The organism is Streptomyces sp. NPDC001858 (assembly GCF_053594615.1).
The window spans coordinates 51881-78399 of record NZ_JBSFEV010000032.1; the positions used below are offsets into that span (position 1 = coordinate 51881).

Sequence of the window (26519 nt, forward strand, 5' to 3'; positions counted from 1 at the left end):
GTCGCTCGCTCCCTGCCGCGTTCGGTGCGTGGTTCTCGATCCTGGTGGCTGGGGGCTCCGCACATCCGTGTGATGCGCCCATCTGGATGTGTCGAGATGAAGAAACCTTCAATTCGACGGCAAGCGAAGCCGCTGACCTCCGTTCGTCTAGACCTCGAGCTCGGCTTCGATGCGCTTGAGCTGGTGCCGGGCCATGGCCAGATTCGACCGGCCGCGGTCCAGGACGAGGTAGAGGAACAGCCCGCTGCCGCCGCGCCCCTTCAGCAGCCGGATGAGGTGGTACTGGCTGCCGAGCGTGATCAGGACGTCCTCGATCTCGCCCTTCAGGCCCAGGTGTTCCATGGTGCGGACCTTGGCGCGGATCACATCGGTGTTGCCGGCCGCGGCGACGTTCAGGTCGAGGTCCTTGCCGCCGCCGAGCGTGCCGAGCGCCATGCCGCTGGTGTAGTCCACGACGGCGACCCCCAGCGCCCCCTCGATCGCGGTCATCGTTTCCTTCATCGAGATCTCCACATTCGCCATGACATTTCTCCTGCCGGTTGCGCGGGCCCGGGCTCCACCGGCCCCGCTGGTCCGCCGACCGTACGGAGCCCGTCCCCCGCAGGGGTGACACGGTCCGGGACTGGGCCAAAGGGCTTCGGAAGACGAAGATCCCCGCACTTTTCTGATCACACGGATATATGAATTGAGCGGATCGACAGGGGTACGCGGCGGCCATGCGGTTCCTCGATCGACGGCAGGCCGGACGGAAACTGGCCGAGCCGCTGCGGGCCCGGCAGCAGCGGGGCGCTCTGCCCGACCCCGTGGTGCTCGCCCTCCCGCGCGGCGGCGTCCCCGTGGCCGCGGAGGTCGCCCGGGCGCTCGACGCCCCGCTGGACGTGCTGGTCGTACGGAAGATCGGCGCCCCCTTCCAGGAGGAGTTCGGCGTCGGCGCGATCACCGGCGACGACGAGGACGCCGTCTTCGACCCGGACGCCCTCGACCGGCTCGGCCTGAGCGCGGACGCGCTCACCCCGGTCGTGGCACGCGAACGCGCGGAGCTGCGCCGCCGCGAACGGCTGTACCGGCACGGCCGCCCCGCCCCCGACCTGCGCGAACACACCGTGATCGTGGTGGACGACGGGCTCGCGACCGGGGTCACGGCCCGCGCCGCGCTGCGCTCCGTACGGCGCCGCGAGGCCCGGCGGGTCCTGCTGGCCGTGCCGGTCGGCGCCCGGGACACGGTGGACCGGCTGCGCGCCGAGGCCGACGACGTCATCTGTCTGCATCAGCCGGCCCACTTCATGGCCGTCGGCCCCTGGTACGACGACTTCCGGCAGCTCTCGGACGCCGACGTGCTGCGCGCCCTGCACACGACGGCCTGACCGGGTCGGGCGAAGTCGGCTGCGGTTCGGCGGCGCCCCAAAGGGGCGCGGGGCGCTGACATATGCGGCTCCGCCGCGAGGGCGCGACCAGCCACGATGGCGCCGCACCGAAACGAGGGCACATCGCGGCACCTCCAGCGGAGCGCTCAGCGGCCTACCGGCTAGGCGGCGGCGCGGTGGAGGCGCGGACGACCAGCTCGACCGGCGGGTCGCTCGCCGGCAGCGGGTCGGCGTCCGGGTGCTCGATGGCGTGCACGAGCCGTTCGAGCCCGTCCCGCGCCATGGCGTCGAACGGCTGCGGCACCGTGGTCAGCGGGGGAGTCACATAGGCGGCGACCGGAATGTCGTCGAAGCCGGCGACGCTGACGTCCTCCGGCACCCGGCGGCCGGCCTCCGTCAGCGCGCGGATCAGCCCGATCGCCATGTCGTCGTTGGCGCAGAACACGGCGGTGACCTCGGCGTCCGCGGCCAGCGCGCGGCCCGCCGCGTAGCCGGAGGCGGCCGACCAGTCGCCCTCGACGACCGGCGGGATGTCCCGGCCCTGGGCGGCCAGCGTCGTCCGCCAGCCCTCCAGCCGGTCCCGGGCGGCGTACCAGCGCCGCGGTCCGGCGAGGTGGTGGACCGTCCGGTGACCGAGGGCCAGCAGGTGTGCGGTGGCGGCGCGCGCCATCAGGCCGGCGCCGTCGCCCGCGGTCAGCACGAGGGGGGCGGAGACGGGGGACGGCGCGCCGAGGACGAGGACCGGGACGTCGACGCGCAGGGACCCGGCGCCGCCGTCCGTGCGCTCGTCGATCGGCTCGGAGATGACGATGCCGTCCACGCCCTGGTCGAGGAGCGAGTCCACGGCGCCCGCGATGCCGGCGGGGTCGCCCTCCATCGTGTTGACGACGCGGAGCGCGTACCCCGTGTCCCGGACGACCCGCTCGACGCCCATGAGCAGGGAGGCGGGCCCGTACAGGGCCGTGCCCAGCGTCACCACGCCGATGGAGCGGTTCCGCCCGGAGGCCAGAGCGCGGGCGGCGTTGTTGCGCCGGTAGCCGAGCTGCTCGGCGGCTTCGAGGACGCGGCGACGGACGTCCGCGGAGACGTACTGCTCGTCGTTGAAAACCCGCGAGACCGTTTTCTGGGAGACGCCGGCCAGGTGGGCCACGTCCACGCTGCGCGGCGCCGCGGAGCTGCCGCCCCGTCCTGTCCCTCGCGTCATGACGCTTCCTCGTGGCCGCATGTCCGAATATCCGAATGTCCGAACCGATGATGCCAGACGGCCGTCAGGAGGTCGGGGCGCATCCGGCGCCGTGCCCGCCGGGTCAGTTCCGGGTCAGTTCTTCGGCAGCCACTGCTCCAGGGCGTCGATGAGCCGGTCCAGCGCGGGCTCCTCGCTGGAGCGGTCCGTCATGACCGTACGGCCGTCGAACCGCAGCGTGTACTGGAACAGATCGTTCGCCGCCATGTTCATGGTGAACGACGGCACGTCGTCGAGCGCCGGATCCCCGAGCAGCGTGCGCAGCTTCGTGAACTGGGCCGCGGTGGTGCGGCGCACCGCGGTCTCGCCGTCGTCGGCGGTGCGGACGGTGCCGTCGCCCCGGAGGACCACCTCTTTGCTGACCCCGGCGAAGCCACCGCTGACGGTCATGACGACCAGCTTCTGATCCGGTCCGGTGACGGGCACCGGCGACGGCAGCGCGGACGCCGGGACCGACGGCGTGGGGGAGGCGGACTCGGATGCGGAGGCGGACGGGGAGGGCGTCGACGAGCCGGAGGGGGACGAAGGGGACGCGGTCGCGGTGGTGCGTGCGGTGGACGTCGGCTTCGCCGAATCCCCGTCGTCCCCGGGGGAGCAGCCGACCAGGGCCAGCACACCGGCCGCGCACACCATCGCCGAACTCCGAGCGAGCACTGCGCACTCCTCGCGTGTCGATACCTGAAGAACCGTCATATCAGAGTGCCATGCTGTGAGTTCCGCCGTCTCCCGGGAGGAAGCATGTCCCAACCGTCCGTTCTCGCCGCGCTGGTGTCCGCGCTGCGCGCCGGGTCGATCGAGGTCGTCGACCTCACCTCACCGCTGTCCTCGTCCACGCCGGTGATCCAGTTGCCGCCCGAGTTCGGTCAGACGGCGGTGTTCGAGCTGACGGAGATCAGCAGGTACGACGACCGGGGCCCGGCCTGGTACTGGAACAACTTCCGCAGCGGCGAGCACACCGGCACCCACTTCGACGCCCCGAACCATTGGGTGACCGGCAAGGACCTCGACGACGTGGCGTCCGTGCCGGCCGGCCGGCTGATCGCGCCGGCCGCCGTGCTCGACTTCACCGCCGAGGCGGCGAAGAACCCCGACTTCCTCGTGGAAGTGGAGGACGTGCGGCGCTGGGAGGCCGAGCACGGGCCGCTGCCCGAGGGCGGCTGGCTGTTGCTGCGCACCGGCTGGGACGCCCGCGGCCACTCCCAGGAGGCGTTCCTCAACGCGGACGGGACCGGCCCGCACACCCCCGGCCTGTCACCCGAGTGCGCCCGCTGGGTGGCGCAGGAGTCGCCGGTGATCGGCCTCGGCGTGGAGACGGTGGGCACCGACGCCGGACGCGCGCACTCGTTCGACCCGGCGTTCCCCTGTCACGCCCACCTCATGGGCAGCGACAAGTACGGACTGACCCAGCTGCGGAACCTGGCGGCGCTCCCCGCGACCGGCAGCGTCGTCGTCGCGGGCCCGCTGCCCATCGTCACGGGATCCGGGGCGCCCGCGCGCGTGCTCGCCCTGGTGGAGCGCGCATGAAGGTCGCCGAAGCCGTCGGCCGGGCGCTGGCCGCGGCCGGGGTCCGCCAGGTCTTCGGCGTGGTCGGCTCCGGCAACTTCCATCTGACCAACGCCATGGTCGCCGCCGGGTCGAGATATGTCGCCGCACGTCACGAGGGCGGCGCGGCGACGATGGCGGACGCGTACGCGCGCGTGAGCGGCGACCTGACGGCCCTGAGCGTCCACCAGGGTCCCGGGCTGACGAACGCCCTGACGGGGATCGCCGAAGCGGCCAAGAGCCGCACGCCGCTGCTCGTCCTGGCGGCCGACGTGACCGAGCCGCGCTCCAACTTCCACATCGGCCAGGAGGCCCTGGCGCGTGCGGTGGGCGCGGAGCCGATGCGGATCACCTCGGCCGAGGACGCGGTGGCGCAGGCCCTGGCCGCGGTGCGGCGCGCCGTGCGCGAGCGGCGCACCGTGCTGCTCAGCCTGCCCCTGGAGGTGCAGGCCCTGGAGGGAGGGGGATTTCGACCCATTTGGGCTGAGGTTCACGGGCGCTCGAACGGCCGGTGGCCGCTGTCACCCCTCCGGCACCGGCTGTTCGCCGGGGGCGGGGGATCCCGCCCTGTCCTGCCGCGACGTTGACTGCTGCATTGGTGTCCGCGTTGCAGGTGAAACCACAGGAGGAACACTCGAACTCGGCTTGGCTCTTGCGCGAGTTCTTGTCGATCCAGCCGCAAGCGCTGCACCGCAGAGAGGTGTAGGGGGCGGGGACGTCCTCGACCCGGCCCGGTGCTTTGTGTCCGGTGCGCTGGCGGAGCAGGCCCCAGCCCTGGGCGAGGATGCCCCGGTTCAGTCCCGTCTTCTGCGCCACGTTCCGGCCGGGCTGCTCCAGGGTTCCCTTCGCGGAGCGGGTCATGTTCCTGATGTTCAGCTTCTCGAACCGGATCAGGTCGTAGGAGCGGGCGAGCAGGGTGGAGGTCTTCTCGCACCAGTCCTTGCGCCGGTTGGCCTCGCGCGCCTTGAGCTTGGCGACCTTGGCGTACTCGGCAGTCTTGGCGGGGCTGCCCTTCTTCGCGCGGGCGGCGCGCCGCTGGTGCTTGCGGGCCTGGGCGCGCTCCTTCACGGTGAGCTGGGGGCAGTTCAGTTTCCGGCCGTCGGAGAGCGCGGCGGTGATCTTGACGCCCCGGTCGACGCCGATGACCTCGCCCGTGCCCGGCTTGTCGACGGGGTCGGGGACGACGGCGAACGCGGCGTGCCACTGCCCGTTGCGGAAGGTGACCCGGAACGTCTTTGCTGCAGGGAGCAACGCGCCCCTGCCCCCGGCGCTGAGGCGGAAACGGACCCATCCGCAGCCGGGCACCCTGACCTGCGCCCACCGCCGGTTGAGCTTGCGCACGACCACTGAGCGGCCCATGACCTGCCTGCCGGTCCTCGCGTTCAGCTTCGGCCTGCCGTCCTCCTGACATTCGGGGACGCGGTTGGTGCCGATGATCCGGAAGCCCTCGTGCTCGAGCTTCCTGCGCCAGGTCGGCTCACCGAACCCGGACGTGAACCTGGCGTTCTTGGCCGTGGCGAAGTCCTTCAGCGCCTGCTGCTGCACGTCCGCGTTCCCCGCGGCCAGCCACTCGTTGTCGCGCCGGGCCTCGGTCAGCTGACGGCACTGCTCCGCGAACCCCGGCGCGGACCCGCGGCCCGGCCTCCAGTGCGCATGCTGCTCCACGGCGAGGTTCCACACGTAGCGGGCGTGCGCGCAGTGCAGCAGCATCCGCCGCTCCTGCCCGCCCGTCGGGTACATCCGAAACCGTGCCATGCCGCGAACGTAGAGCACGCGTTCCCCGGCCACGCACTTCATTGACCACCGTCACCCGTCCGGGTGACTACACCCCCACCGGCCACCGGGTCATCGACTCCCCGTCACCGCCACCTGTCCGCGGCCGCCCTCAGCATCCTGGACGAGGACGCCGCATCGTCCTGATTGCGATCCGGCTGCCCCTGGCCCGCTCCGCGGGAGCGGGCATTCACCCCGGCCCTGAAGGATCGGGCGGGCCTGCCAGGCGAGCCGGCCGGCGGGCAGCGACACGCTGTCGGCCAGGCCGCCGTCCTCGTCGACAAGGAACAGCCGATCACGCTTGTCCGTGTCGTCGAACCGGTTGCACAGCAGCCGTCCCTCCACCGCCTCGGCCACCATCGCGCCGGTGTAGGCGGGGCCCAGATACCGGTGCATGACCGGTTCTCCCGGGGCGGCCGTGGGATCGCTGAGCAGGAACCCCTTCCGCAGCCGGGCCCACTCCTGCTTCACCGCGTCCTGCGGCCCGGCCCCCTCCTTCCTCGTCCGCCGTTCCCGTCCGGGGGAACCGGCGACGGTCTCGACGACGCCGTCGGCGCAGTGGCTGGTCCAGGTCCGGCCCGTGGCCGGGTCGCTGAGGTGTCGTGTGCGGGGCATGTCCCGATCTTTCACCGAAGTGGTCGGCTCCGGCGCGCAGTTGTGTCAGAAGTGTTGACCGAGTCTCTGAAAACGTTTTAACTTCACCTCACTCGGACCCCGAGGGGAGGAGACTGCGTGGCGACATTGCTGCGTGACAACCCCAGTAAGACGGAAGAGAGTGGCTCGTTCCGCCGTTCGATGCGGCGGCGAAGCGACCGGAAACGTTTTCAGGATCGGCGCAACCGGACCCTGTTCCTGCTCATGCTGCCGGGGCTGGTCTACTTCCTGGTGTTCCACTACGGCGCACTCGCCGGGAACCTCATCGCCTTCAAGGAGTACGTGCCCTTCGACGGCGTCTGGGGCAGCCCCTGGGTCGGCCTCGGCAACTTCCGGCGGATGTTCGAGGACGCCGGATTCTGGGACGCGGTCCTCAACACCGTCTGGATCGCGGTCCTCCAACTCGTCTTCTACTTCCCCGTCCCGCTCGGCCTCGCCCTGCTCCTGCACAGCCTCACCTGGACCACGGTCCGGCGCTTCGTGCAGTCCGTGGCCTATCTGCCGCACTTCATCTCGTGGGTGATCGTCGTCGCCCTGTTCCAGCAGGTGCTGGGCGACACCGGCCTGGTGAACGGCTATCTCGGCGACGCGGGCCTGAGCACCGTCGACATCATCGGCAACCCCGACGCCTTCCGGCCGCTCGTCGTGGCCCAGGTGATCTGGAAGGACGCCGGCTGGGGCACGATCATCTTCCTCGCCGCGCTCTCCCAGGTCGACGAGCAGCAGTACGAGGCCGCCGCCATCGACGGGGCCGGCCCCTGGCGGCGGTTCTGGCACATCACCCTGCCCGCCATCCGGCCCGTCATCGTGCTGCTGCTCATCATGCGGCTCGGCGACGTCCTCTCCGTCGGCTTCGAGCAGATGCTGCTCCAGCGCGACGCCGTCGGCCCGCAGACCGCCGAAGTCATCGACACCTTCGTCTACTACCAGGGCATCGTCGGCGGCGACTACGGATTCGCCGCCGCCGCAGGCCTGTTCAAGGGCGTGATCGGCGCCCTGCTCGTGTACGCGGCCAACAAGGTCGCCCACCGCCTCGGCGAACAGGGGGTCTACCGTTGAGCGCCCACGTCCGGCCCGGCTGGATGGAGAAGCCGCGACCCCTGACCCAGGCGGCGAAGGCCCTCGCCCTCGCCACGGTGGTCCTGCTGGTCTGCGTGCCCTTCCTGGTCATCCTGTCCACCTCGCTCGCCGCCCCCCGCGAGGTCGTCGCGAACGGCGGCTGGGTGCTGTGGCCCGAACACCCCACCCTCCAGGCGTACCGGGACATCCTCGACGGCGGCATCGTCACCCACGCCCTCGCCGTCAGCGCCGGAGTCACCGTCGTCGGCACCGCGCTCAGCCTCGCCTGCACGGTCGCCCTCGCCTACGCCCTCTCCCGCCCCGGGGTGTTCGGCGGCCGCCCGGTCCTGCTGCTGATCCTGTTCACCTTCCTCTTCCCGCCCGGCATGATCCCGGGTTTCCTGCTGGTCAAGGAACTGGACCTGCTGGGCAACTACGGCTCGCTGATCCTGCCGGTGCTGGTCAACGTCTTCAACCTGGTCGTGCTGCGCGGCTTCTTCCAGGGCATCCCCGAGGAACTCTACGAGGCGGCCCGCCTCGACGGCGCCGGGGACTGGCGGGTCCTGTGGTCCATCGTGCTGCCGCTGTCGAAGGCGGCGCTCGCCGTCGTCGGACTCTTCTACGCGGTGTCGTACTGGAACTCCTGGTTCTACGCCGCGCTCTACCTGGAGAGCGACCAGTGGCCGCTGCAACAGGTGCTGCGCACCTACGTCGTGGCCGGCTCCGGCCTCACCGACACCACCACCGGCGAGGCCACCGTCAACGCTCCGCAGACCATCCAGATGGCCGTGCTGGTGATCGCCACCGTGCCGATCCTGCTCGTCTACCCCTTCCTCCAGAAGTACTTCACCAAGGGCGTCCTCACCGGCGCCGTCAAGAGCTGAGCGACACCACCGCCTTCAAGACCCGCACGCAGAAAGGTCATTCGTCATGCCCAGCATGTCCCGACGCACGCTGCTGCGCTCCATGGCCGCGGGCAGCGCCGCCGTCACCGTCCCCGGTCTGCTCACCGCCTGCTCCACCGGTTCGGACGACCCAGACGTCTCCAACGCGGGCAAGGAACTCGCCCCGTGGCCCGCCTACGCGGCGCCCGCCGGGCCCCGGCCCGACCTCGCCCCCACCGAGGCGGGCGTCCAGGCCGGATTCACCTCCTACCCCTCCTCCCTGGTCACCTCGGTCGCCCGGACCCCCGGCGACGGCTCCACCGTGAAGGTCCTCACCGTCACCTTCGGCACCCCGCCCAAGCCGGCCGCCCAGAACCAGTACTGGCGGGCCGTCGAGAAGGCCCTCGGCGTGAAGATCGAGTTCACGGTGGTCCCGCAGGCCGACTACCAGAAGAAGATGGCCACCGTCATGGCCGGCGACCCCGACAGCCTGCCCGACATCATCAACGTCTTCACCGGGGTCACCCTGCCCCGCGAGGCCCAGTTCGTGCAGCGCAGAGCCGAGGACCTGACCCCGCACCTCTCCGGCGCCGCGGTCCGCGACTACCCCAACCTCGCCGGCATCCCCACCCACGCCTGGAGCGACATGGGCCGCATCGGCGGACGGCTCTACGGCATCCCCCTCGAACGCCCCCTGCCCGGCTCCACCCTCTGGCTCAACCAGGGCGCGTTCACCGAGGCCGGCATGAAGAACGGCTGGACCTCCGCGGACTTCACCGCCGTCGCCGGGAAGGGCACCCACGGCAAGCAGTACGCGCTCGGCGCCTCCGTCGGCTCCCTCTTCGGCAACGCCGTCCACGCCGCCGCCCACAACGCCCCCAACGCCTGGGCCGTCGACCAGAACGGCGTCTTCCACCCCCACTACACCGACGACCGGTACAAAGCCGCCGTCGCCTTCCAGGCCCAACTGCGCAAGAACGGCTCCTACCACCCCGACGCCACCTCGATGTCGTTGGTGGACCTGAGCACCCTCTTCCTCAACGGCACCGTCGCCTCCCTCCAGGACGGCTTCGGCTCCTACCAGACCCGCTACCGCGACGCCGAGGGCCTGCTCACCCCGGCGCCCGCCCTCCCGTACAGCGTCGACGGCACGCCCGGCGGCATCGTCGCCGCCCGCCGCTCCTTCGGCTACACGATCCTCAAGAAGGCGAAGAAGGAGCGCATCCAGCTGCTGCTGCGCCTCCTCGACCACCTCGCCGCCCCCTTCGGCAGCAAGGAATGGGAACTCCTCCACTACGGCCTGGAGGGCGTCCACTTCACCCGCGGCAAGGACGGCTCCCCGCAGGCGACCAAGCTCGGCGAGGTGGAGAACGTCTCCAACCTGCCGTTCCGCTACCTCGCCGAAGGCCCCCAGGTGCTGTTCCTGCCGGGCCTGCCCGACGCCGTACGAGCCCTGCACGGCTGGCAGCAGGCCGTGGTCCCGGTCGCGATCCGCAACGCCTCCTTCGGCCTGAAGTCCCGCACCGAGACCTCCCAGGGCGCCACGCTCAAGGCCCTGATGGACGACACGGTCACCGCCGTCGTCGCCGGCCGCGCCCCGATGTCGGAGTACGACGAGGCGGTACGGACCTGGCGCTCCCGGGGCGGCGACAGAATGGCCGGGGAGTTCGCCGAGGAGTACGACGCCAACACCTGAGTCGGCGACAGCGGCGGACGCGAACACAGACACGGCCGAGGGGAACGGGGAGCGACATGACGGCACAGGGGCAGGGGCGGGTGACCATCCGAGAGGTGGCCGAACGGGCGGGCGTGTCCGTGGCCACGGTCTCCCGCGTGCTCAGCGGAAACTACCCGGTACCGCCCGCCACCCGCACCCGGGTCCTGCGCGCCGCCCGGGCCCTCGACTACGTCGCCAACGCACACGCGCGCGCCCTCGTCGGCGGCGGCCGCAAGACCGTCGCCGTCGTCGTCCGCCAGGTCACCAGCCCGTTCTACGCGCAGGTCGCCGAGGGCGTCGAGGCCGAGGCCGCCGTCCACGGCCGGCTCTGCCTGGTCGGCACCACCGGCGGCGACCCCCAGCGCGAGCTGGAGTTCGTGCAGCTCATGCGGGAGGAGGGGGCCCGGCTGGTGATCCTCGTCGGCGGAGTCGTCGAGGACGACGCCTACCGCGAGCGCGTCGCCCACTACGCCCAGGCCCTCGACTCCGCCGGCGCCCGCCTGGTGCTGTGCGGACGCCCCGCACCCGACCCCGACATCCCCGCACTCGTCGTCGAGTTCGACAACGAGGCCGGGGCCCGCGCCATCACCGGACACCTGCTCTCGGCCGGCCACCGCAGGATCGTCTTCCTCGGCGGACTGCCCGGCAACACCGCCCTGGATGCCCGCGTCCACGGCTACCGGGCCGCCCTCGCCGAACACGGACTGCCGCCCGAGGCCGCCCATGTCGTCGACTGCGGCCTCGGCCGGGCCGCCGGCCTGCGCGCCATGGCCCGACTCCTCAAGGAACGCCCGGAGTTCACCGCCGTCTTCGCCGGGGACGACATGGTCGCGGCCGGCGCGCTGCGCGCCATCGCCGAAGCCGGACTGCGCGTCCCCGACGACCTCTCCGTTGTCGGCTACAACGACATCCCGCTCGCCGAGGACTTCAACCCGCCCCTCACCACCGTCCGCACCCCCGCCGAGGAACTCGGCCGCGCCGCCGTACGCATCGCCCTGCGCGACCCCGAACACGCCGCCGGATCCCACCATCTGCTCGGCACCCACATCGTCGTACGCGACAGCGTCGCCGCGCCCCCCACCCGGGCGCGCCCACTGACCGACGGAGGTACCGCCCCCGTATGACCGCGCCGCATCTGTCGGCCGACGCCGGCCACCTGCCGCCCCCCGACCCCGACCTGTCCCCCCGCACCGGCTACACCCGCGCCCACTGGGAGACCACCGCCGACCGGCTGCTCGCCGCGCTCCGGCCGTACGCCACCCCCGGCCTCGCCCAGTACCGGCTGCCCGGCCGCACCGGCCACTCCGGCGCCTGGTCCGACGGCCTGGAGGGCTACGCCCGCTCCTTCCTGCTGGCCGCCTTCCGCATCGCCGGCTCGGACGGAGCCGTCGGCCCCGATCTCGTCGAGCGCTACGCCGCCGGGCTCGCCGCGGGCGTCGACCCCCGCCATCCCGAGCACTGGCCGCCCATCACCGACCGGAGCCAGCCCATGGTCGAGGCCGCCTCCGTCGCCCTCGCCCTGCACGAGACCCGCCCCTGGATCTGGGACCGGCTCGACGAGAGGACGAAGGCGAGGACGGCCGACTGGCTCGGCGGCTTCGTCGGCGCCACCGTCAACGACTCCAACTGGCGGCTCTTCCAGGTCATCGCCGAGGAGTTCCTCGCCTCCGTCGGCGCTCCGCACGACCGCGCCGAGATCGACGCGGGCCTGGACCGCCTCGACGACTGGTACCGGGGCGGCGGCTGGTACACCGACGGCGACGGCCGCAAGTTCGACTACTACAACGCCTGGGCCCTGCACCTCTACCCCGTCCTGTGGGCCCGGATCGCGGGCCCCCGCGCCGACCCGGCCCGCGTCGCCGTCCACCGCTCCCGGCTGCGCGAGTTCCTCGGCGTCCACCAGTACTTCTTCGGCTCCGACGGCGCCCCCGTCCACCAGGGCCGCTCCCTCACCTACCGCTACGCCGCCGCCGCACCGCTGTGGGCGGGCGCCCTCGCCGACGCCACCCCGCTGCCGCCCGGCCGCACCCGCCGCCTCGCCTCGGGCGCGCTGAAACACTTCACCGGCCGTCAAGTGTCCGACGAGAACGGGCTGTTGAGCCTCGGCTGGTACCGCCCCTACCTGCCCGTCACCCAGCCGTACTCGGGACCGGCCTCCCCGTACTGGGCCAGCAAGGCCTTCCTCGGTCTGCTCCTGCCCGCCGACCACCCCGTCTGGACGGCGCGCGAGGAAGCGGGCCCCGTGGACACCGCCGACCGGCAGCTCTCCCTGCCCGCACCGGGCTGGCTGCTGCACTCGACGGCCGCCGACGGGATCGTCCGCCTGGTCAACCACGGCAGCGACCGGCTCCCGCCCCCGCCCGCCGCCTCCGCCGACAGCCCGCACTACACCGGCTTCGCCTACTCCACCGCGACCGCGCCCGAGACCCCGCCCCCCGGCGCGGAACCGGGCCCCGACAACCGCATCGCCCTGCTGACCCCCACCGGCCCCTCCCGGCGGGGCCGCATCCACCCGCTGTGCACGGAAGGCCGGCGCGCGGCCTCCTCGCACATCCCGCTCGGCGCGGACGGCGACGGGGCTGCGCCGCTCACCACCGTGAGCGTGGTGCACGGACCCTGGGAGATCCGGGTGCACCGCGTCGAGGCCCCGGCGGGCACCCCGGTCCGGGCCGGCGGCTGGGCCGTGGCCTGCGACGACGCCCCGCCCGCCGGGCAGACCGGCCGGACCTGGGCGGTGGCCCGCCGGGCCGACGGACTGACCTCCGCCCTCGTCGGCCTGCTCGGCTGCGACGAGGCCGTCGCCGAGGTGGCACGGGCCCGCGGCCACAACGCCTACGGCGAGCACTCGGCCGTCCCGGTCCTCACCGCACCCCACCCGGGCGGCGTGCTGCTGCTCGCGACTCTGGTGCTCCTCACCGCCGACCCGCTGGTCGCGGGGGACGGCCTGACGGGCGCGAGCGCGGTCCCCGCCCCCGACGGCAGCCTGCGGCTGCGCTTCCCCGACGGCACGACCGAGAGCGGCATACATATTCCGGCCACGAGAACGACTGCCGAGCCCGGCCACCGGACAAAACGTGCGTATTAATGTGCCGTGCTATACTCGTTACTAGTTGCAGTTGTGGTTCCCGAAACTTCAAGTGCCTTGGCGACTGGATGTCGCCGGGCACTTTTGTATCTCCGGTGCTCATCCGGACGGGGTTCATTTGTGGCAACGCAGGGGTCCACACAGAGTGGGCCCGCGGGCACTGCCCCGAAGGAGATGTGACATGGCTACTGGCACCGTCAAGTGGTTCAACGCGGAAAAGGGCTTCGGCTTCATCGAGCAGGACGGCGGCGGCCCCGACGTCTTCGCCCACTACTCGAACATCGCCGCGCAGGGCTTCCGTGAGCTTCAGGAAGGCCAGAAGGTGAACTTCGACGTCGTGCAGGGCCAGAAGGGCCCGCAGGCGGAGAACATCACCCCCGCCTGACGCGGAACAGCATGAAGCAGCCGGGGCCCCCACCCAGTGGGGGCCCCGGCTCCTGCTTTCCCATTTAATCCACCGGATTCTTGTCAGTTTTGCATTCGGCTCGTTCTTGCAATTCATCCGACGCGGTCCTGTCGGGAATTCCTCGATGCGTGCCCTGTCGAGGAAGGTTCGCCATGAGCCGTTCAACTCGCACGAACGACCGTAATCGTCCGCAAGGGGAGTTCGCGCTGCCCGTCACCGTCACCCCGGCGCTTCCCGCGGTCTCCGCCTTCGGCGAACTGGACATGCCCGCCGAGTTGTTGGAGATGCTCACCGGCCACGGCGTGACCGAGCCCTTCCCGATCCAGGCCGCCACCCTGCCCAACTCCCTCGCCGGACGCGACGTCCTGGGCCGCGGACGCACCGGATCGGGCAAGACCCTCGCCTTCGGCCTGGCGCTCCTCGTGCGCACGGCCGGGCAGCGCGCCGAGTCGCGCAAGCCGCTGGCCCTGGTCCTCGTGCCCACGCGCGAGCTGGCCCAGCAGGTCACCGACGCGCTCACCCCGTACGCTCGGCTGCTCAAGCTGCGGCTGGCCACCGTCGTCGGCGGAATGTCGATCGGCCGGCAGGCGAGCGCCCTGCGCGGCGGTGCCGAGGTGGTCGTCGCGACGCCCGGACGGCTCATGGACCTCGTCGAGCGCAAGGACTGCCGGCTGGACCGGGTGAAGATCACCGTCCTGGACGAGGCCGACCAGATGGCCGACATGGGCTTCATGCCCCAGGTCACCCGACTGCTCGACCAGGTACGCCCCGACGGCCAGCGCCTGCTGTTCTCGGCCACGCTGGACGCCAACATCGACCTCCTGGTCCGCGGCTATCTCCACGACCCCGTCGTCCACTCCGTCGACCCGTCGGCGGGCGCGGTCACCACGATGGAGCATCACGTGCTGCAGGTGCACGGCGCCGACAAGTACGCCACCGCCACCGAGATCGCCGCCCGCGACGGGCGCGTGCTGATGTTCCTGGACACCAAGCACTCCGTCGACCAGTTCACCCGGCACCTGCTGGGCAGCGGCGTCAAGGCGGCGGCGCTGCACAGCGGCAAGTCACAGCCCCAACGGACCCGTACCCTGGCCCGGTTCAAGGACGGCCACGTCACGGTGCTGGTCGCCACCAACGTCGCCGCCCGGGGCATCCACATCGACGACCTCGACCTCGTCGTCAACGTCGACCCGCCCGCCGACCACAAGGACTACCTGCACCGCGGTGGCCGTACCGCGCGCGCCGGCGAGTCCGGCAGCGTCGTCACGCTGGTGCTGCCCAACCAGCGCCGGGACATGGCCCGGCTCATGTCCGCGGCGGGCATCCGCGCGCAGATCACCCAGGTCCGCTCCGGCGAGGCCGAACTGAGCCGCATCACCGGCGCGCAGGCCCCTTCCGGGGTCCCCGTCGACGGCAGCGCGCCGGTCACGGAGCGCCCGCAGCGCGGCGGCGCCCCCTTCCGGGGCATGGGCACCCGCCCGGGGCGGGCCGGTCGCGCGGGCGGCGAATCCCGCCGCGCCGCCGAGGCCCGCCAGACGGCCGAGGCCCGCAAGGCCGCCCGGATCCGCCGGGGCGCCTGACCACGGACACCGGCGTGCCGCGATGTGTCGTCGTTTCGCTGCGGCGCCGTCGTGGCTGGTCGCGCAGTTCCCCGCGCCCCTTCGGGGCGCTGGCGACCACGCATCGCCCCGCGCAGCGGTGCTGCTTGCGGTTGGCTTGGGGAGCGGGCAGGGTTCCGTGCCGTGGCCACCTTGTTGATCGTCCATCACACGCCCTCGCCCAACTGCCAGGCGCTCTTCGAGGCGGTCGTCTCGGGCGCGACGGCGCCGGAGATCGAGGGCGTCCGCGTCGAACGGCGGGCCGCGCTCGCCGCGACCGCCTCCGACGTCCTGGCCGCCGACGCCTACCTGCTGGGCACCCCGGCCAACCTCGGCTACATGTCCGGGGCGCTCAAGCACTTCTTCGACCAGGTCTACTACCCCTGCCTCGACACCACCGCGGGCCGGCCCTTCGGCTACTACGTGCACGGCGGGAACGACGTCACCGGCGCGGTGCGCGGCATCGAGGCCGTCACCACGGGCCTGGGCTGGCGCCGCGCCGCCGAGCCGGTCACCGTCACCGGTGAACCGGGCAAGGCGGAGCTGGCGGCCTGCTGGGAACTGGGCGCGACGCTGGCGGCCGGCCTGATGGAGTAGGCGGTCCCGCTCAGTTCCAGAGGGGATACGTCACGACCTGGCCGAACTGTTCGGGCCTGGCTCCGGGGTAGGTCAGGGTGATCCGGCTGTAGTGCTGCACCTGCGGGTTCTTCTCCCAGGCCTGCGGCCGGTCCAGCTTCACCTCGACGGCGTAGGGGTGGAATTCGCCCGCCGCGCAGTAGGGATCGCAGTCGTTGACGACGTTGACCCCGGTGGCCCGCGCCGACTCCGCGCCCCAGCTGTCCCAGTGCAGCGAGACGAGCCGGCTGTTGCCGTCGCCGCAGGCCAGGATGAAGTCGCCGGGCCGCACCTGGGCCTTCCAGAAGCAGTCGACCAGAACGGGCGTCGTGGCCTGCCGCACCACGGCCTCGCGCGCCGTGGGCGGCGACGCGGACGGAACGGCCGAGGCCGAGCCGACGGCCGCCGTGAGGCCCAGCGCCGCACCGAGCATGACCACTGTTCTCGTCGTGTGTCGCATCTTCGCTCCCGCCCGCCCGACCAGGGGCCCGTCGGTGTGCCGCGCCCCGAAGAAGTTCTCTACCGACGCTACGACGACGAGCGGAAGGCGACCACTCGAACGGTCCAGAGCCGCCCCGCGGGACGCCCGCCCGCGCCTGCGACGCGCCGTCGAGGTACCCGCATTCCTCGGTTCGCGGAAGGGGCCGCGCGCGGTCGCGGCTGAAAACGTGCGCCGAGCAGGGCGAATCCCCAGACCGCCATGGTCAATTCAAGCCGATGTTTTGGCATTCCCATGACAAAGCTGTGCACGCAGTGCCACGCTGCTGCCGCAGTTCACCATTCCTTCACACCCGCATCATGCGGGGCATCCCCCCATTCACCCCCCACCTCCTTCCACCCGCCTGTCGTGCAGCGCTCCGGACCGGCCCCACCCCGTCGGTCCGCCCCCACCTCGGCCTCCATCACCGGCCGACCGTCGCACTGAAGGAGAACCCGTTGCCCCGGCGACCCCGCCCCACCCTCCGGCGCAGACGCGCCACCGCCATCGCACTGACGGCCATCGGGACTTTGTTGGCCCTGGGCGCCCCCACCGGCACCGCCGGCGCGGCCCCCGCCGACCCGGGCCCGTCCGCCCGCACCGCCACACCGCGCGCCGGCGCCGCCGCGACGCCCCTGTCGCCGGCCCTGCGCGCCTCACTGATCAAGAGCGCGCAGAGCACGTCCGGCGCCACGGCCCAGCGGCTCGCCCTCGGCGCCCAGGAAAAGCTCGTCGTGAAGGACGTCGTCCGAGACGCCGACGGCACCACGCACACCCGCTACGAGCGCACCTACGCCGGACTGCCCGTGCTCGGCGGCGACCTCGTCGTCCACCTCCAGAGCGGCCGGACCACCGTGTCCAAGGCCACGGACGCGACGCTCGCACCGGCGTCCCTCACCCCGAAGCTCACCGCGTCGACCGCCGGCGGCAAGGCCCTCGCGGCCGCGAAGAGCGCCGAGGTCACCGGCGCCGAGGCCGAGCGCGCGCCCCGTCTCGTGGTCTGGGCAGGCGCGACCAAGTCCGTCCTGGCCTGGGAGACGGTCGTCGAGGGCGTCCAGCAGGACGGCACCCCCAGCGAACTCCAGGTCGTCACCGACGCGAGCACGGGCAAGCAGCTGCTCGCCGCCGAGAAGGTGCACACCGGCACGGGCACCGGCCAGTTCAGCGGCACGGTCCCGCTGGGCACGACCCTGTCGGGATCGACGTACCAGCTCGTCGACCCCACCCGCGCCAACCAGCGCACCTACGACCTCAACCAGGGCACCTCGGGCACCGGCACCCTCTTCACGGACGACAACGATGTCTGGGGCAACGGTCTGCCGTCCAACCGGCAGACCGCCGGTGTCGACGTGGCCTTCGGCGCCGCCGCCACCTGGGACTACTACAAGGACGTGTACGGCCGCAACGGCATCCGCAACGACGGCGTCGCCGCCTACAGCCGCGCCCACTACGGCAGCAACTACGTCAACGCGTTCTGGCAGGACAGCTGCTTCTGCATGACCTACGGCGACGGCTCGGGCAACACCCACCCGCTGACCTCGCTCGACGTGGCCGCCCACGAGATGAGCCACGGCGTCACCGCCGCCACCGCCAACCTCACCTACGCGGGCGAGTCCGGCGGCCTCAACGAGGCGACCTCCGACATCTTCGCCGCCGCCGTCGAGTTCCACTCGGACCTCGCTGCCGACGCACCCGACTACCTCGTCGGCGAGAAGATCGACATCAACGGCGACGGCACCCCGCTGCGCTACATGGACAAGCCCTCCAGGGACGGCTCCTCGCGCGACAGCTGGAGCTCCACGCTGGGCAGCATCGACGTCCACTACTCCTCGGGCCCCGCGAACCACTTCTTCTACCTGCTCTCCGAGGGCAGCGGTGCCAAGACCGTCAACGGCGTCGCCTATGACAGCCCGACCTCCGACGGCCGGGCCGTCACCGGCATCGGCATCGAGAACGCCGCCGCCATCTGGTACCGGGCGCTGACGACGTACATGACCTCGTCGACCAACTACGCGGGCGCGCGCACCGCCACCCTCCAGGCCGCGACCGACCTGTTCGGCGCGTACAGCCCGACCTACCTCGCCGTCGCCGACGCCTGGGCCGGCGTCAACGTCGGCAGCCGGATAGCGCTCGGCGTCAACGTCGCCCCGATCGCCGACCAGACCAGCGGCATCGGCCAGGACGTCAGCCTCCAGGTGGACGCGTACACCACCAACAGCGGCGCCGGCCTCACCTACGAGGCGACCGGGCTGCCCGACGGCCTGAGCCTCAGCGCGAGCGGTCTGATCTCCGGCACCCCCACGACCCTCGGCACCAGCGACGTCTCCGTCACGGTCACCGACAGCACGGGCGCGTCCGTCACGGACACCTTCAGCTGGCGGATCGCCTACGTCTACGCCACGAGCACCCGGGTGGACATCCCGGACAACGCCGGGGCCGTGGAGTCCCCGATCACCATCGCGGGCCGGGACGGCAACGCCTCCGCCACCGCCTCGGTGTACGTCAACATCGTCCACACCTACCGCGGTGACCTGACCGTCGACCTGGTCGGCCCCAACGGCACGGTCTACTCGCTCCTCAACCGCAGCGGCGGCGCCGCCGACAACGTCGACCAGACCTTCACGGTCGACGCGTCCGCCCAGCCGCTCAACGGCACCTGGAAGCTGCGCGTCCAGGACCGCGCGGCGATCGACGTGGGCTACATCCAGCGCTGGCAGCTCACCCCCTGATCACAGCCCGCCTGAGCACACTCCGCCCCACAGCACCGCCTGGGCCCGTCGCGGCCCGGGCGGTGCTCGCGGTCCTCAGGGCCGCCTGGGCGCGGGGACGATCCCGCCCGCGAGCTGCGCCAAGGGCGTGCCGTGCGCCCACAGCCGCAGCCGTGGGCCGTCTATCAGATACGTATGGGCCTCGCGCGCGGCCCACAGCTCGTCCCGGTGGGTGAACGTGCCCCGGTGCACGACCAGCCGCAGCGGGGGACCGGCCCGGCCTCGCGCCAGCACCCGCGCCCGGCAGGAACAGGCCGCCTCCTCGTCGGGCAGCGGCTCGGCCACCGGACGGAACGCGACGTCGAGCAGCCGCCCCCGGCCGTCCCGGGCGGCGAGATGAAGGGTGTCGTGCCGCGACGGCGGCAGCACCCGCCAGCCGTCCCGCCGGAGCATCCGGGCCACGGCGACCACCAGCGCGGGCATGTCCAGCTCCGCCAGTTCCTCGGCGGTGTAGTGGCCGCCCCGCCGCCGGTTCGGCCGCCGGGACCGACGCAGCACGACGACGGCCACGACCGCGAACGGCGCCAGGACCAGCGCACCGGCCGGCCCGCCGAACCTCCGGGAGACCAGCGCGACTCCCGCGACCGCGCCGCAGCCGACGACGATCAGAGCGGCCAGGGCCGGCAGCACCTCGCGCAACCGGGGCCCGTAGCGGCCCGCCGCACGCAGCTCACGCACCGCCCGACGGCGCCGGTCCCCCGCCGACTCGCCGCCGTGTGCCGGCGCCTGCCCCTGCTGCCGCGCGTGTGCCATCAGGGTCGGCCCCCCAGCCCGTACACAAACGACGTGTACCGGATGGATACCCGCCCCCATGGGAATTGCGCCCGTACGTCGCTTTCCCGCCACGGCCTTGGCCGAAGACGCCCCCGGCGGGCCGCGCGACGGGCCGTTGTCAGTGGTGGGTGACAAGCTGCTGGTCATGGACGAGGTTGAGTTCTTGCGGGGCCGGGTCTACGGCGCCGACCACGACGACGCGGGCCCCCGCCCGGACCGCGTGTACGCCCAACTGGTGGGCGGCCCGCTGGACGGACTGCTGCTGGACGTCACGGACCGCTCCGCCCACGAACTGCGCGAGGTGGCGCTGACCACGGAGATAGGCCGCTACGGGCCCGGCGGCCGCGCCCTGTACGAGCGGCGCGGCGCCGACGACCGCCGTTTCGACTGGCGGGGCGACATCCCATGAGGGTCAGGGGCAGGGGCAGCGAACTCGGCCGTGTGCGGCGCTACTTCAGATAGGGCCCGTCCGCGCCCACCTTTCCGGGTCCGTTCAGCACGTACACCCGCAGGTTGCCCTTGCCGGGCGCGGACACCGTCAGGGAGCCGTTCGAGACGGTCTTCACGTCACCGGTGACGGCGTCCGTGTAGGTGCCGTTCGGGATGCCGGTGAAGCTCGCCCCGCCGGTGACGGTCACCAGGGCGAAGCTGTCCGTGCTCCCGCTGGTGTAGCGGCGCTTGAACGCCATCCCGCCGTTGATCCCGTCGGTCGAGTACTGGCCCATCTGCAGGGCCGGCACCGCACGGCGGATCTGGTTCAGCCGCTGGAGGTGCTTGACCAGCGGCTGGGCGAGGGTGGTGGCCACCGTGCCGCTCGCACTCGCGACCGTGCCGAAGTCGGACGCCGTGACGGAACCGGCCAGGTGGTCGCCGAAGTACGCGCGCCCGGTGGACGCCAGCGGACAGCTCGGCCCGCAGTCGATCTGCTTGCCCTTCTGGAACTCGATCTCCGAGCCGTAGTACAGCGTCGGAATGCCGCGGAAGGTCCACATCAGCGCCATGTTCTCGGCCCAGGCGTCGGTGCCGCCGCTGTAGCGCGTGCTCGACTTGTTCGGGCCGTAGTCGTGGCTGTCCACGTAGACCACGTTGTAGGTGGCGTCGTTGACGCTGTCGTCGGAGTCCTTGCCGTTGCTGTAGGAGTTCTGCGCGTCGCCGAAGTTCATGTGCATGCGCATGTCGATGATGTTCATGCCGGAGAACTGGCTGCGGTCCGGGGTGTGGTAGCTGTTGCCGTTCAGGAAGGCGTTGGTCGACGTCGGCTGGTTGCCGGTGCCGAGGTTGTTCTCGTAAGTGAACTGCTCCAGGGCCGCCGTCTCGTCGTCGGCGCTGTACTCCTTGCGCTCCTTCCAGGTGAAGAACTGCGCGGAGTGGTTCACCGATCCGCGGTTCCACTTGTCGTTGACGAAGGCGCCCACCTCACCGAAGACGAAGAAGTTCTGCGCCGCGCTCGCGCCGAACTTCTGGGTCACGCGGTCGTAGATGGCGGGCAGGAAGCGACGGTTCCAGGTGACGCGCGGGATGTGCACGGCGGTGTCGATCCGGAAGCCGTCGACACCCATGTCGATGTACTTGTCATAGGCGCCGATGAGGTAGTTCTGCACGGGCGTCGACTCGGTGTTGAAGTCGGCGAGATCCTCGTGCAGCCAGCAGGACCGGGAGTCCTCGCCCTCCCAGTTGCCGATCCAGCAGCGGTGGTAGTACGCCTTCGGGAACATCCCCGAAGTGGGGCTCGGCCACTGGCAGTTGTAGAGGGTGTAGCCCTCGGCGCTCTTGCCGCCCGTGGGCGTGCCCCAGTTCAGGCAGGTGTTGCCGGTCGGCTCGGCGGTCGACCACAGGTCGCCGTTGTAGTACGACTTCCCGGACTTCGGCTCCACGGTCAGGCCGTCGTACTCGAAGCCCTCGGCCTTCTCGTCGTAGTACCAGCTCCACTGGGTGTCCCGGACGCCGTACACGGTGGGGGTGAACAGGCCCTTGGCGCCCCAGCGCGAGCTGTGGTTGTAGACGACGTCCTGGTAGATCTTCATGCCCTTGGCGTGGGCCGCGTTGATCAGGTCCTGGTAGGAGGCGCCGGCGGACTCCAGGCGCGGGTCGACCTTGTAGAAGTCGTAGCCGTGATAGCCGTGGTAGTCGTAGTCCGAGCGGTTCAGGACGACCGGGGTGATCCAGACCGCCGAGAAGCCGAGGGCCTTGATGTAGTCGAGTTTCTCGACCAGGCCCTTGAAGTCCCCGCGGAACATCGGGTCGTTGTTGGCCGCGTTGCCGGACTTGGTGTGCTGGCCGCCGCCGCGGTCGTTGCTCGTGTCGCCGTCGTAGAAGCGGGCGGTGAGCACGAAGTAGATCGGGTCCTTGCGCGGATCGGTGCCGAGCGGGGTGCCGGAGGCGGGGGCCGGGTCGCGCTCACCGGTCGTCGCGGTCGCCGCGGCGGAGGCCGCCGAGGTGTTCCCGGCCGCGTCGACCGCCTTCACCGTGTACGTGTAGGAGGTCCGCTCTTCGAGGCCCGGGTCCGAGAACACCGTCGAGGCGACATCCGTGACCACGGTTCCCGAACTGCCGCCGGTACGGGTGACCTGGTACTTCGTCACGCCCTTGTTGTCGGTGGCCGCGTTCCAGCCGACCACGACGGATGTGCCGGTGGCGGCGGCCGTGACACCGGTGGGCGCGGTCGGCGGCTCGGTGTCGGGCGGCTCGGCCGCGCACGGGTTCGCGGCGTTCGAGGTGACCGTCCGGTCCTTCACGGTCGTGGTGCCGAGCGGGATCGTGTAGTCGGCGCTGTTGTTGTTGTCCCACACGCCGTTGCCGTTGTTGAACGCGGCCTTGAGGGACGTGGCCGTGCCGATGTCCAGCGTCCGCTTCCACCAGCCGGTGCAGGCGCTCTCCATGCCGACGCCGGGGACAGTGGTCCAGGAGCCGCCGGCCGGCGCGTAGTGGATGTTGGCGGTGGTCCAGCCGGTGGCCGCCGTCGAGTAGTAGACGGTCGCCTGGTTGCCGGACCCGCCGCCGGTGTCGGCGCACGGGTCGCTGTGGGCGATCACCCCGTCCTTGACGGTGATCGTCCCCGTGCCCAGCGCGTAGTTGTTGCCGCCGTTGTTGTCCCAGGTGCCGCTGCCGTTGTTGAACGTGGCCTGCAGCCCGGCGGCGGAGCCGAGATCGACGGTCTTCTTGACCCAGTCCGTGCAGGCCGACTCCATCTGCGTGCCGGGGACGGTGGTCCAGGCGCCGCCGTCGGGGGCGTAGTGCAGATAGGTGGAGGCCCAGTTCTTGGTCTTCGTGTAGTAGAAGACGGTCGCCGTGTTCGACGCGGCGGCCGCGGTCGGCTGCAAGGCAGCGGGGTCGGTTTCGGACGGCCCCGCGACCAGGGTGAACAGCCCGGCCGCCGCCAGGGCGGCGGCGAGCGGACGTGCTGGCCTGCGTCTGCGGGACGTCGTTGGTGCGCGCCTCATGGCCTCTCCCGGTACGGGCAGTGAAGGGCAGTGAAGGGCAGTGAAGGGGGAGCTCGCCGTCGCCTTGAAAGAGCAACCGGCAATTTCCTGAAAGGACTTGCGAACCTGTCGACGGAAGTTACAGGGCCATGACACTGACGTAAAGGGATCTCGCGGCGACGGGAATGATGGCTTCCGTCGCGCGAGGGTGATCAAATGTGCGAATGTCGACCGGATTCACGCCTGCCACGCCAGCCGCACACGCAACCGCCGTACCCGGGGTCCGTCATGGCTGGCACAAGCTCCTCATCGGTCTCTTCCTGCTGAATCGGGCGACGCGCATTCCGGCTGCGATCGACGGCACCTTGGGGGCGAGTCCGTCCGGCTGGTGGATCGTGCTGTGGGAGGTGCTCGGCCTGGTGCTGGCCGCCTTCGCGGTGAGCGAGTGGGAGATCCTCGGGTCGACGGGCTGGCGTATGCCGGTGTCCCAGTGGATCTGCATGGTCGTTTTTCATATCGGACTCATTGGTTTCTTCGTGTTTCTGATGATGCGTCTGCTCTAGCCTGACCCGCGGCGCGACGGATCTTTGTTCGATCGCACGAACATGACTTCGACAGGGTTACTTCTGTCGCGCACGCTTGATAGGAAACTTTCCTGTCAGTCGGAACTCGATCGCAACGCGGAACTCACCCCCACCCCCCACTCCTCCTCTGGAGCCTCTGTGGCGCACATATCCCGGCCGGTCGACGGCCCCACCCCGACCCCCGCCCCCACCTCCCGTCGGGTCTTCCTCGCCCTGACCGGAGTCGTCGCCAGTGCCTTGGCGGCCGTCCCGCTCCTGGACGCGCAGAGCGCGGGCGCGGCCACCGCCGCGAAGGCGAAGGGCCTGGACGATCCGGCGAAGAAGGAGATCGCCATGAAGCTGGTGTCGAGTGCGGAGAACTCCTCGCTCGACTGGAAGGCCCAGTACCAGTACATCGAGGACATCGGCGACGGCCGCGGCTACACCGCCGGCATCGTCGGCTTCTGCTCCGGCACCAGCGACATGTTCGACCTCGTGGAGCTCTACACCGACCGCAAGCCCGGCAATGTCCTTGCCAAGTACCTGCCCGCCCTGCGCGCGGTCGACGGTACCGACTCGCATGCCGGCCTCGACCCGAACTACCCCAAGGACTGGCGCAAGGCCGCCCAGGACACGGCGTTCCAGCAGGCCCAGAACGACGAACGCGACCGCGTCTACTTCAACCCGGCCGTCAGCCAGGGCAAGACGGACGGCCTGGGCGTCCTGGGTCAGTTCGTGTACTACGACGCCATCGTCATGCACGGCGACGGCACCGACCCGACCAGTTTCCGCAGCATCCGCAAGCGTGCGCTGGCCAAGGCGAAGCCGCCGGCCCAAGGCGGCGGCGAGACGGCGTACTTGAACGCCTTCCTCGACGCCCGGGTCTGGGCCATGAAGCAGGAGGAGGCGCACAGCGACACCAGCCGCGTCGACACCGCCCAGCGCGTGTTCCTGCGCAAGGGCAACCTCAACCTCGACACACCGCTCGACTGGAAGGTGTACGGCGACAGCTATCACCTCGGCTGAGCGGGCCGCCGCACCGCGACAGGCCGGTGACCCGTCGCACACCGGGCACGGACGCCGGCCGCGACCGTGCCCGGGTGAGCGATGCCCCCCGAGGTCAGGGCAGCAGCGGAAGAGTGGAGCAGTTGGAGCGCGCGGGCTTGCCGTCGAGCCGGTCGGCCAGCCAGGAGATCGCGTCGCCCTGGTCGACGAGCAGCGGCGTGAAGTGGTTGATCAGCGCCCGGCCGAGGGGCAGCAGGATCACCGGCTTGTACGTGACGTCGGCGCCCTTGGCGCACCAGGCCACGGCGAGGGCGCGGGCCTGCGCGTGCGGCACCAGGTCGTCGGCGGTGCCGGTCGCCACCCGTACCGGAGACGTCGGTTCGAGGCGGCCGATGCGCTGGTCGGCCAGGAACGCCTCGAGCGCCGGCTCCGACCGGACGACATCGCTGATGGACCGCCCGTCCGTGGTCCAGGCGGTGCTGCGCGCCGAGTTGTAGGCGAGCAGCGCGTCGCCCACGCACATCGTCGACAGGTCCTTGAGCGCGGCGCGGCCGGCCGCGTTCAGATGGGCGCCGGCGATCGGCTCCAGGGCGGGGTCGGACTCCAGGAAGCCGTTCACCGACCAGCCCAGCGCCCCGGCCAGGTCGCTGCCGTCGATGGCCTCGGTGACGGCGGCCAGATCGGCGGGCGGCGCCCCGGCGTAGGTTCCGGAGAGGGTGACGTCGGGGGCGTAGGACGGCTGGAGTTCGGCGGCGGCGGCCGTGGCCCCGCCGCCCTGGCTGTAGCCGAACAGCGCCACCTTGGAGCCGGCCGTGAGCGACGTCCCGCCGAGGGAGCGGGCCGCGCGGACGGCGTCCAGCACGGCGTGGGCCTCGTCCACCCGGTTGACGTAGGTGTGCAGCCGATCCGTCGCGCCCAGCCCGGTGTAGTCCGTGACCACGACGGCGATGCCCCGGGCGAGGAGACGGTAGATCGCCAGGGTCTCGTAACCGACCGACAGGGTCTGCCCGTTGACGAGCAGCGGGTGTTCGAGGCCGAGGGAGGCGGCGCACTGGTCGCCCTGGCCCATGGTGCCGGGCGCCAGGGCGACCAGCGGCCGGGGCCCGTTGCCCGTCCAGCGGGCCGTCGGTTCGAGGTAGGCGCCGGTGACCGCCATGGGCCGGCCCGCGGAGTCCGTGGACTTGTACATCAGGCGGGTCGCGGTGCCGGGCAGCGGTCCGTCGATGCCCGGGAGGCTCAACGCGAGGGGGAGCGGCTCGGATCGGATCAGGGCGCCGTCGGCCGCCGGGAGCGAGGCGGGCGGGTTGTAGAACGTGGGGATGGTGACGCCGCGCGAGACGACGGCGTCCGACGGGGTCGTCGCGTCGGCGGGTACGGCGGTGGCTCCGAGGCAGGCGGCAGCGGCGACGGCTGCGGCCAGCAGGCGGGTGGGGGCGGGCATGGCGGACCTCCGGTGAGGGGGAGGCCGAGCCTTCGTCTGCGGCTCGGGTGGGGGACGGCCCGGTGGGGTGCGGACCGTGACGACCGAGCGGTGCGGGGCCTCGGTCGTCCACCGCTGCCCGGCACCGCTAT

24 protein-coding genes and 1 pseudogene are annotated in these 26519 nt (G+C 71.5%); 16 read left to right on the plus strand and 9 right to left on the minus strand.

The genetic code is table 11. The features are described 5' to 3' along the window. Positions 1-147 precede the first annotated feature (147 nt). Positions 148-522: a hypothetical protein gene (locus tag ACWCPF_RS33735; protein WP_451048899.1), complete on the minus strand. Its 375-nt coding sequence runs from the start codon at positions 520-522 to the stop codon at positions 148-150. Between the two features lie 194 nt (positions 523-716). On the opposite strand from ACWCPF_RS33735, the gene ACWCPF_RS33740 reads away from it, so the two are divergent. Next, positions 717-1364 (plus strand): phosphoribosyltransferase, encoded by a 648-nt coding sequence (locus tag ACWCPF_RS33740; RefSeq protein ID WP_451048900.1) that lies wholly within the window; start codon positions 717-719, stop codon positions 1362-1364. Between the two features lie 154 nt (positions 1365-1518). Here the strand turns inward: ACWCPF_RS33740 and ACWCPF_RS33745 are convergent, their stop codons facing one another. Together ACWCPF_RS33745 and ACWCPF_RS33750 are read right to left on the minus strand one after the other, a co-directional pair. After that, the gene (locus tag ACWCPF_RS33745) at positions 1519-2568 is read right to left on the minus strand and encodes a LacI family DNA-binding transcriptional regulator (protein WP_451048901.1); all 1050 of its coding nucleotides are present in this window, start codon (positions 2566-2568) and stop codon (positions 1519-1521) included. A 114-nt stretch (positions 2569-2682) separates the two neighbouring features. After that, entirely contained in the window at positions 2683-2997 is a 315-nt protein-coding gene (locus ACWCPF_RS33750; RefSeq protein WP_451048902.1) for a hypothetical protein, read from the minus strand. A gap of 25 nt (positions 2998-3022) precedes the next feature. On the opposite strand from ACWCPF_RS33750, the gene ACWCPF_RS33755 reads away from it, so the two are divergent. The 3 genes and pseudogenes from ACWCPF_RS33755 to ACWCPF_RS33765 all read left to right on the plus strand — a co-directional run. After that, a complete protein-coding gene (locus tag ACWCPF_RS33755) occupies positions 3023-3289 on the plus strand; it encodes a hypothetical protein (RefSeq protein ID WP_451048903.1) in 267 nt (88 codons plus the stop codon). Positions 3290-3345: 56 nt separating this feature from the next. Beyond that, positions 3346-4131, plus strand: coding sequence for a cyclase family protein (locus ACWCPF_RS33760; RefSeq protein WP_451048904.1), 786 nt, complete (start codon positions 3346-3348; stop codon positions 4129-4131). Next, positions 4128-4385, plus strand: a pseudogene (locus ACWCPF_RS33765) (thiamine pyrophosphate-binding protein); the annotation flags it as partial. The gene ACWCPF_RS33760 and the pseudogene ACWCPF_RS33765, both read left to right, overlap by 4 nt. Before the next feature lie 190 nt (positions 4386-4575). Here ACWCPF_RS33765 and ACWCPF_RS33770 read toward each other — a convergent pair. Both ACWCPF_RS33770 and ACWCPF_RS33775 read right to left on the minus strand, forming a co-directional pair. Next, positions 4576-5904 (minus strand): RNA-guided endonuclease InsQ/TnpB family protein, encoded by a 1329-nt coding sequence (locus ACWCPF_RS33770; protein ID WP_451048905.1) that lies wholly within the window; start codon positions 5902-5904, stop codon positions 4576-4578. A 90-nt stretch (positions 5905-5994) separates the two neighbouring features. Continuing rightward, on the minus strand, positions 5995-6537 hold the full coding sequence (locus tag ACWCPF_RS33775; protein WP_451048906.1) for a hypothetical protein: 543 nt from the start codon (positions 6535-6537) through the stop codon (positions 5995-5997). Between the two features lie 243 nt (positions 6538-6780). Here ACWCPF_RS33775 and ACWCPF_RS33780 point away from each other — a divergent pair, with 243 nt between their 5' ends. From ACWCPF_RS33780 to ACWCPF_RS33815, 8 genes are all read left to right on the plus strand, one after another. Continuing rightward, a complete protein-coding gene (locus tag ACWCPF_RS33780; protein ID WP_451048907.1) occupies positions 6781-7635 on the plus strand; it encodes an ABC transporter permease in 855 nt (284 codons plus the stop codon). After that, positions 7632-8519: a carbohydrate ABC transporter permease gene (locus tag ACWCPF_RS33785; protein ID WP_451048908.1), complete on the plus strand. Its 888-nt coding sequence runs from the start codon at positions 7632-7634 to the stop codon at positions 8517-8519. The genes ACWCPF_RS33780 and ACWCPF_RS33785 overlap by 4 nt, the downstream gene beginning before the upstream one ends. A 46-nt stretch (positions 8520-8565) precedes the next feature. Then, complete coding sequence (locus ACWCPF_RS33790) at positions 8566-10215, plus strand: extracellular solute-binding protein (protein WP_451048909.1); 1650 nt, start codon at positions 8566-8568, stop codon at positions 10213-10215. A gap of 56 nt (positions 10216-10271) precedes the next feature. Continuing rightward, on the plus strand, positions 10272-11360 hold the full coding sequence (locus tag ACWCPF_RS33795) for a LacI family DNA-binding transcriptional regulator (RefSeq protein WP_451048910.1): 1089 nt from the start codon (positions 10272-10274) through the stop codon (positions 11358-11360). After that, positions 11357-13321, plus strand: coding sequence for a DUF2264 domain-containing protein (locus ACWCPF_RS33800; RefSeq protein ID WP_451048911.1), 1965 nt, complete (start codon positions 11357-11359; stop codon positions 13319-13321). Before ACWCPF_RS33795 ends, ACWCPF_RS33800 begins: the two co-directional genes overlap by 4 nt. Positions 13322-13502: 181 nt before the next feature. Beyond that, positions 13503-13706: a cold-shock protein gene (locus ACWCPF_RS33805; protein WP_351907225.1), complete on the plus strand. Its 204-nt coding sequence runs from the start codon at positions 13503-13505 to the stop codon at positions 13704-13706. A gap of 173 nt (positions 13707-13879) precedes the next feature. Then, entirely contained in the window at positions 13880-15307 is a 1428-nt protein-coding gene (locus tag ACWCPF_RS33810) for a DEAD/DEAH box helicase (protein WP_451048912.1), read from the plus strand. A gap of 162 nt (positions 15308-15469) precedes the next feature. Next, entirely contained in the window at positions 15470-15922 is a 453-nt protein-coding gene (locus ACWCPF_RS33815; protein ID WP_451048913.1) for a flavodoxin family protein, read from the plus strand. Between the two features lie 10 nt (positions 15923-15932). Here the strand turns inward: ACWCPF_RS33815 and ACWCPF_RS33820 are convergent, their stop codons facing one another. Then, the gene (locus ACWCPF_RS33820; protein WP_451048914.1) at positions 15933-16400 is read right to left on the minus strand and encodes a hypothetical protein; all 468 of its coding nucleotides are present in this window, start codon (positions 16398-16400) and stop codon (positions 15933-15935) included. Between the two features lie 476 nt (positions 16401-16876). Here ACWCPF_RS33820 and ACWCPF_RS33825 point away from each other — a divergent pair, with 476 nt between their 5' ends. Further along, positions 16877-19147 (plus strand): M4 family metallopeptidase, encoded by a 2271-nt coding sequence (locus ACWCPF_RS33825; protein ID WP_451048915.1) that lies wholly within the window; start codon positions 16877-16879, stop codon positions 19145-19147. Between the two features lie 75 nt (positions 19148-19222). On the opposite strand, the gene ACWCPF_RS33830 is transcribed toward ACWCPF_RS33825, so the two are convergent. Continuing rightward, entirely contained in the window at positions 19223-19939 is a 717-nt protein-coding gene (locus ACWCPF_RS33830) for a hypothetical protein (protein WP_451048916.1), read from the minus strand. A 166-nt stretch (positions 19940-20105) separates the two neighbouring features. Here ACWCPF_RS33830 and ACWCPF_RS33835 point away from each other — a divergent pair, with 166 nt between their 5' ends. Continuing rightward, complete coding sequence (locus tag ACWCPF_RS33835) at positions 20106-20369, plus strand: hypothetical protein (RefSeq protein WP_358804896.1); 264 nt, start codon at positions 20106-20108, stop codon at positions 20367-20369. Positions 20370-20409: 40 nt separating this feature from the next. On the opposite strand, the gene ACWCPF_RS33840 is transcribed toward ACWCPF_RS33835, so the two are convergent. Next, positions 20410-23400 (minus strand): carbohydrate binding domain-containing protein, encoded by a 2991-nt coding sequence (locus tag ACWCPF_RS33840; protein ID WP_451048917.1) that lies wholly within the window; start codon positions 23398-23400, stop codon positions 20410-20412. Between the two features lie 203 nt (positions 23401-23603). Here ACWCPF_RS33840 and ACWCPF_RS33845 point away from each other — a divergent pair, with 203 nt between their 5' ends. Continuing rightward, positions 23604-23942: a hypothetical protein gene (locus ACWCPF_RS33845; protein ID WP_451048918.1), complete on the plus strand. Its 339-nt coding sequence runs from the start codon at positions 23604-23606 to the stop codon at positions 23940-23942. Positions 23943-24110: 168 nt separating this feature from the next. Beyond that, positions 24111-24968, plus strand: coding sequence for a chitosanase (locus ACWCPF_RS33850; RefSeq protein ID WP_451048952.1), 858 nt, complete (start codon positions 24111-24113; stop codon positions 24966-24968). A 94-nt stretch (positions 24969-25062) separates the two neighbouring features. On the opposite strand, the gene ACWCPF_RS33855 is transcribed toward ACWCPF_RS33850, so the two are convergent. Continuing rightward, the gene (locus tag ACWCPF_RS33855; protein ID WP_451048919.1) at positions 25063-26388 is read right to left on the minus strand and encodes an alpha/beta fold hydrolase; all 1326 of its coding nucleotides are present in this window, start codon (positions 26386-26388) and stop codon (positions 25063-25065) included. Positions 26389-26519: the final 131 nt, after the last annotated feature.

What these genes read in the sequence shown, in the direction of transcription:
- ACWCPF_RS33735 (WP_451048899.1), bottom strand. Translation starts at nt 522, where the DNA reads ATGGCGAATGTGGAGATCTCGATGAAGGAAACGATGACCGCGATCGAG.
- ACWCPF_RS33740 (WP_451048900.1), top strand. Translation starts at nt 717, where the DNA reads ATGCGGTTCCTCGATCGACGGCAGGCCGGACGGAAACTGGCCGAGCCG.
- ACWCPF_RS33745 (WP_451048901.1), bottom strand. Translation starts at nt 2,568, where the DNA reads ATGACGCGAGGGACAGGACGGGGCGGCAGCTCCGCGGCGCCGCGCAGC.
- ACWCPF_RS33750 (WP_451048902.1), bottom strand. Translation starts at nt 2,997, where the DNA reads ATGACCGTCAGCGGTGGCTTCGCCGGGGTCAGCAAAGAGGTGGTCCTC.
- ACWCPF_RS33760 (WP_451048904.1), top strand. Translation starts at nt 3,346, where the DNA reads ATGTCCCAACCGTCCGTTCTCGCCGCGCTGGTGTCCGCGCTGCGCGCC.
- ACWCPF_RS33770 (WP_451048905.1), bottom strand. Translation starts at nt 5,904, where the DNA reads ATGGCACGGTTTCGGATGTACCCGACGGGCGGGCAGGAGCGGCGGATG.
- ACWCPF_RS33775 (WP_451048906.1), bottom strand. Translation starts at nt 6,537, where the DNA reads ATGCCCCGCACACGACACCTCAGCGACCCGGCCACGGGCCGGACCTGG.
- ACWCPF_RS33780 (WP_451048907.1), top strand. Translation starts at nt 6,781, where the DNA reads ATGCTGCCGGGGCTGGTCTACTTCCTGGTGTTCCACTACGGCGCACTC.
- ACWCPF_RS33790 (WP_451048909.1), top strand. Translation starts at nt 8,566, where the DNA reads ATGCCCAGCATGTCCCGACGCACGCTGCTGCGCTCCATGGCCGCGGGC.
- ACWCPF_RS33795 (WP_451048910.1), top strand. Translation starts at nt 10,272, where the DNA reads ATGACGGCACAGGGGCAGGGGCGGGTGACCATCCGAGAGGTGGCCGAA.
- ACWCPF_RS33800 (WP_451048911.1), top strand. Translation starts at nt 11,357, where the DNA reads ATGACCGCGCCGCATCTGTCGGCCGACGCCGGCCACCTGCCGCCCCCC.
- ACWCPF_RS33805 (WP_351907225.1), top strand. Translation starts at nt 13,503, where the DNA reads ATGGCTACTGGCACCGTCAAGTGGTTCAACGCGGAAAAGGGCTTCGGC.
- ACWCPF_RS33810 (WP_451048912.1), top strand. Translation starts at nt 13,880, where the DNA reads ATGAGCCGTTCAACTCGCACGAACGACCGTAATCGTCCGCAAGGGGAG.
- ACWCPF_RS33820 (WP_451048914.1), bottom strand. Translation starts at nt 16,400, where the DNA reads ATGCGACACACGACGAGAACAGTGGTCATGCTCGGTGCGGCGCTGGGC.
- ACWCPF_RS33830 (WP_451048916.1), bottom strand. Translation starts at nt 19,939, where the DNA reads ATGGCACACGCGCGGCAGCAGGGGCAGGCGCCGGCACACGGCGGCGAG.
- ACWCPF_RS33835 (WP_358804896.1), top strand. Translation starts at nt 20,106, where the DNA reads ATGGACGAGGTTGAGTTCTTGCGGGGCCGGGTCTACGGCGCCGACCAC.
- ACWCPF_RS33840 (WP_451048917.1), bottom strand. Translation starts at nt 23,400, where the DNA reads ATGAGGCGCGCACCAACGACGTCCCGCAGACGCAGGCCAGCACGTCCG.
- ACWCPF_RS33845 (WP_451048918.1), top strand. Translation starts at nt 23,604, where the DNA reads ATGTCGACCGGATTCACGCCTGCCACGCCAGCCGCACACGCAACCGCC.
- ACWCPF_RS33855 (WP_451048919.1), bottom strand. Translation starts at nt 26,388, where the DNA reads ATGCCCGCCCCCACCCGCCTGCTGGCCGCAGCCGTCGCCGCTGCCGCC.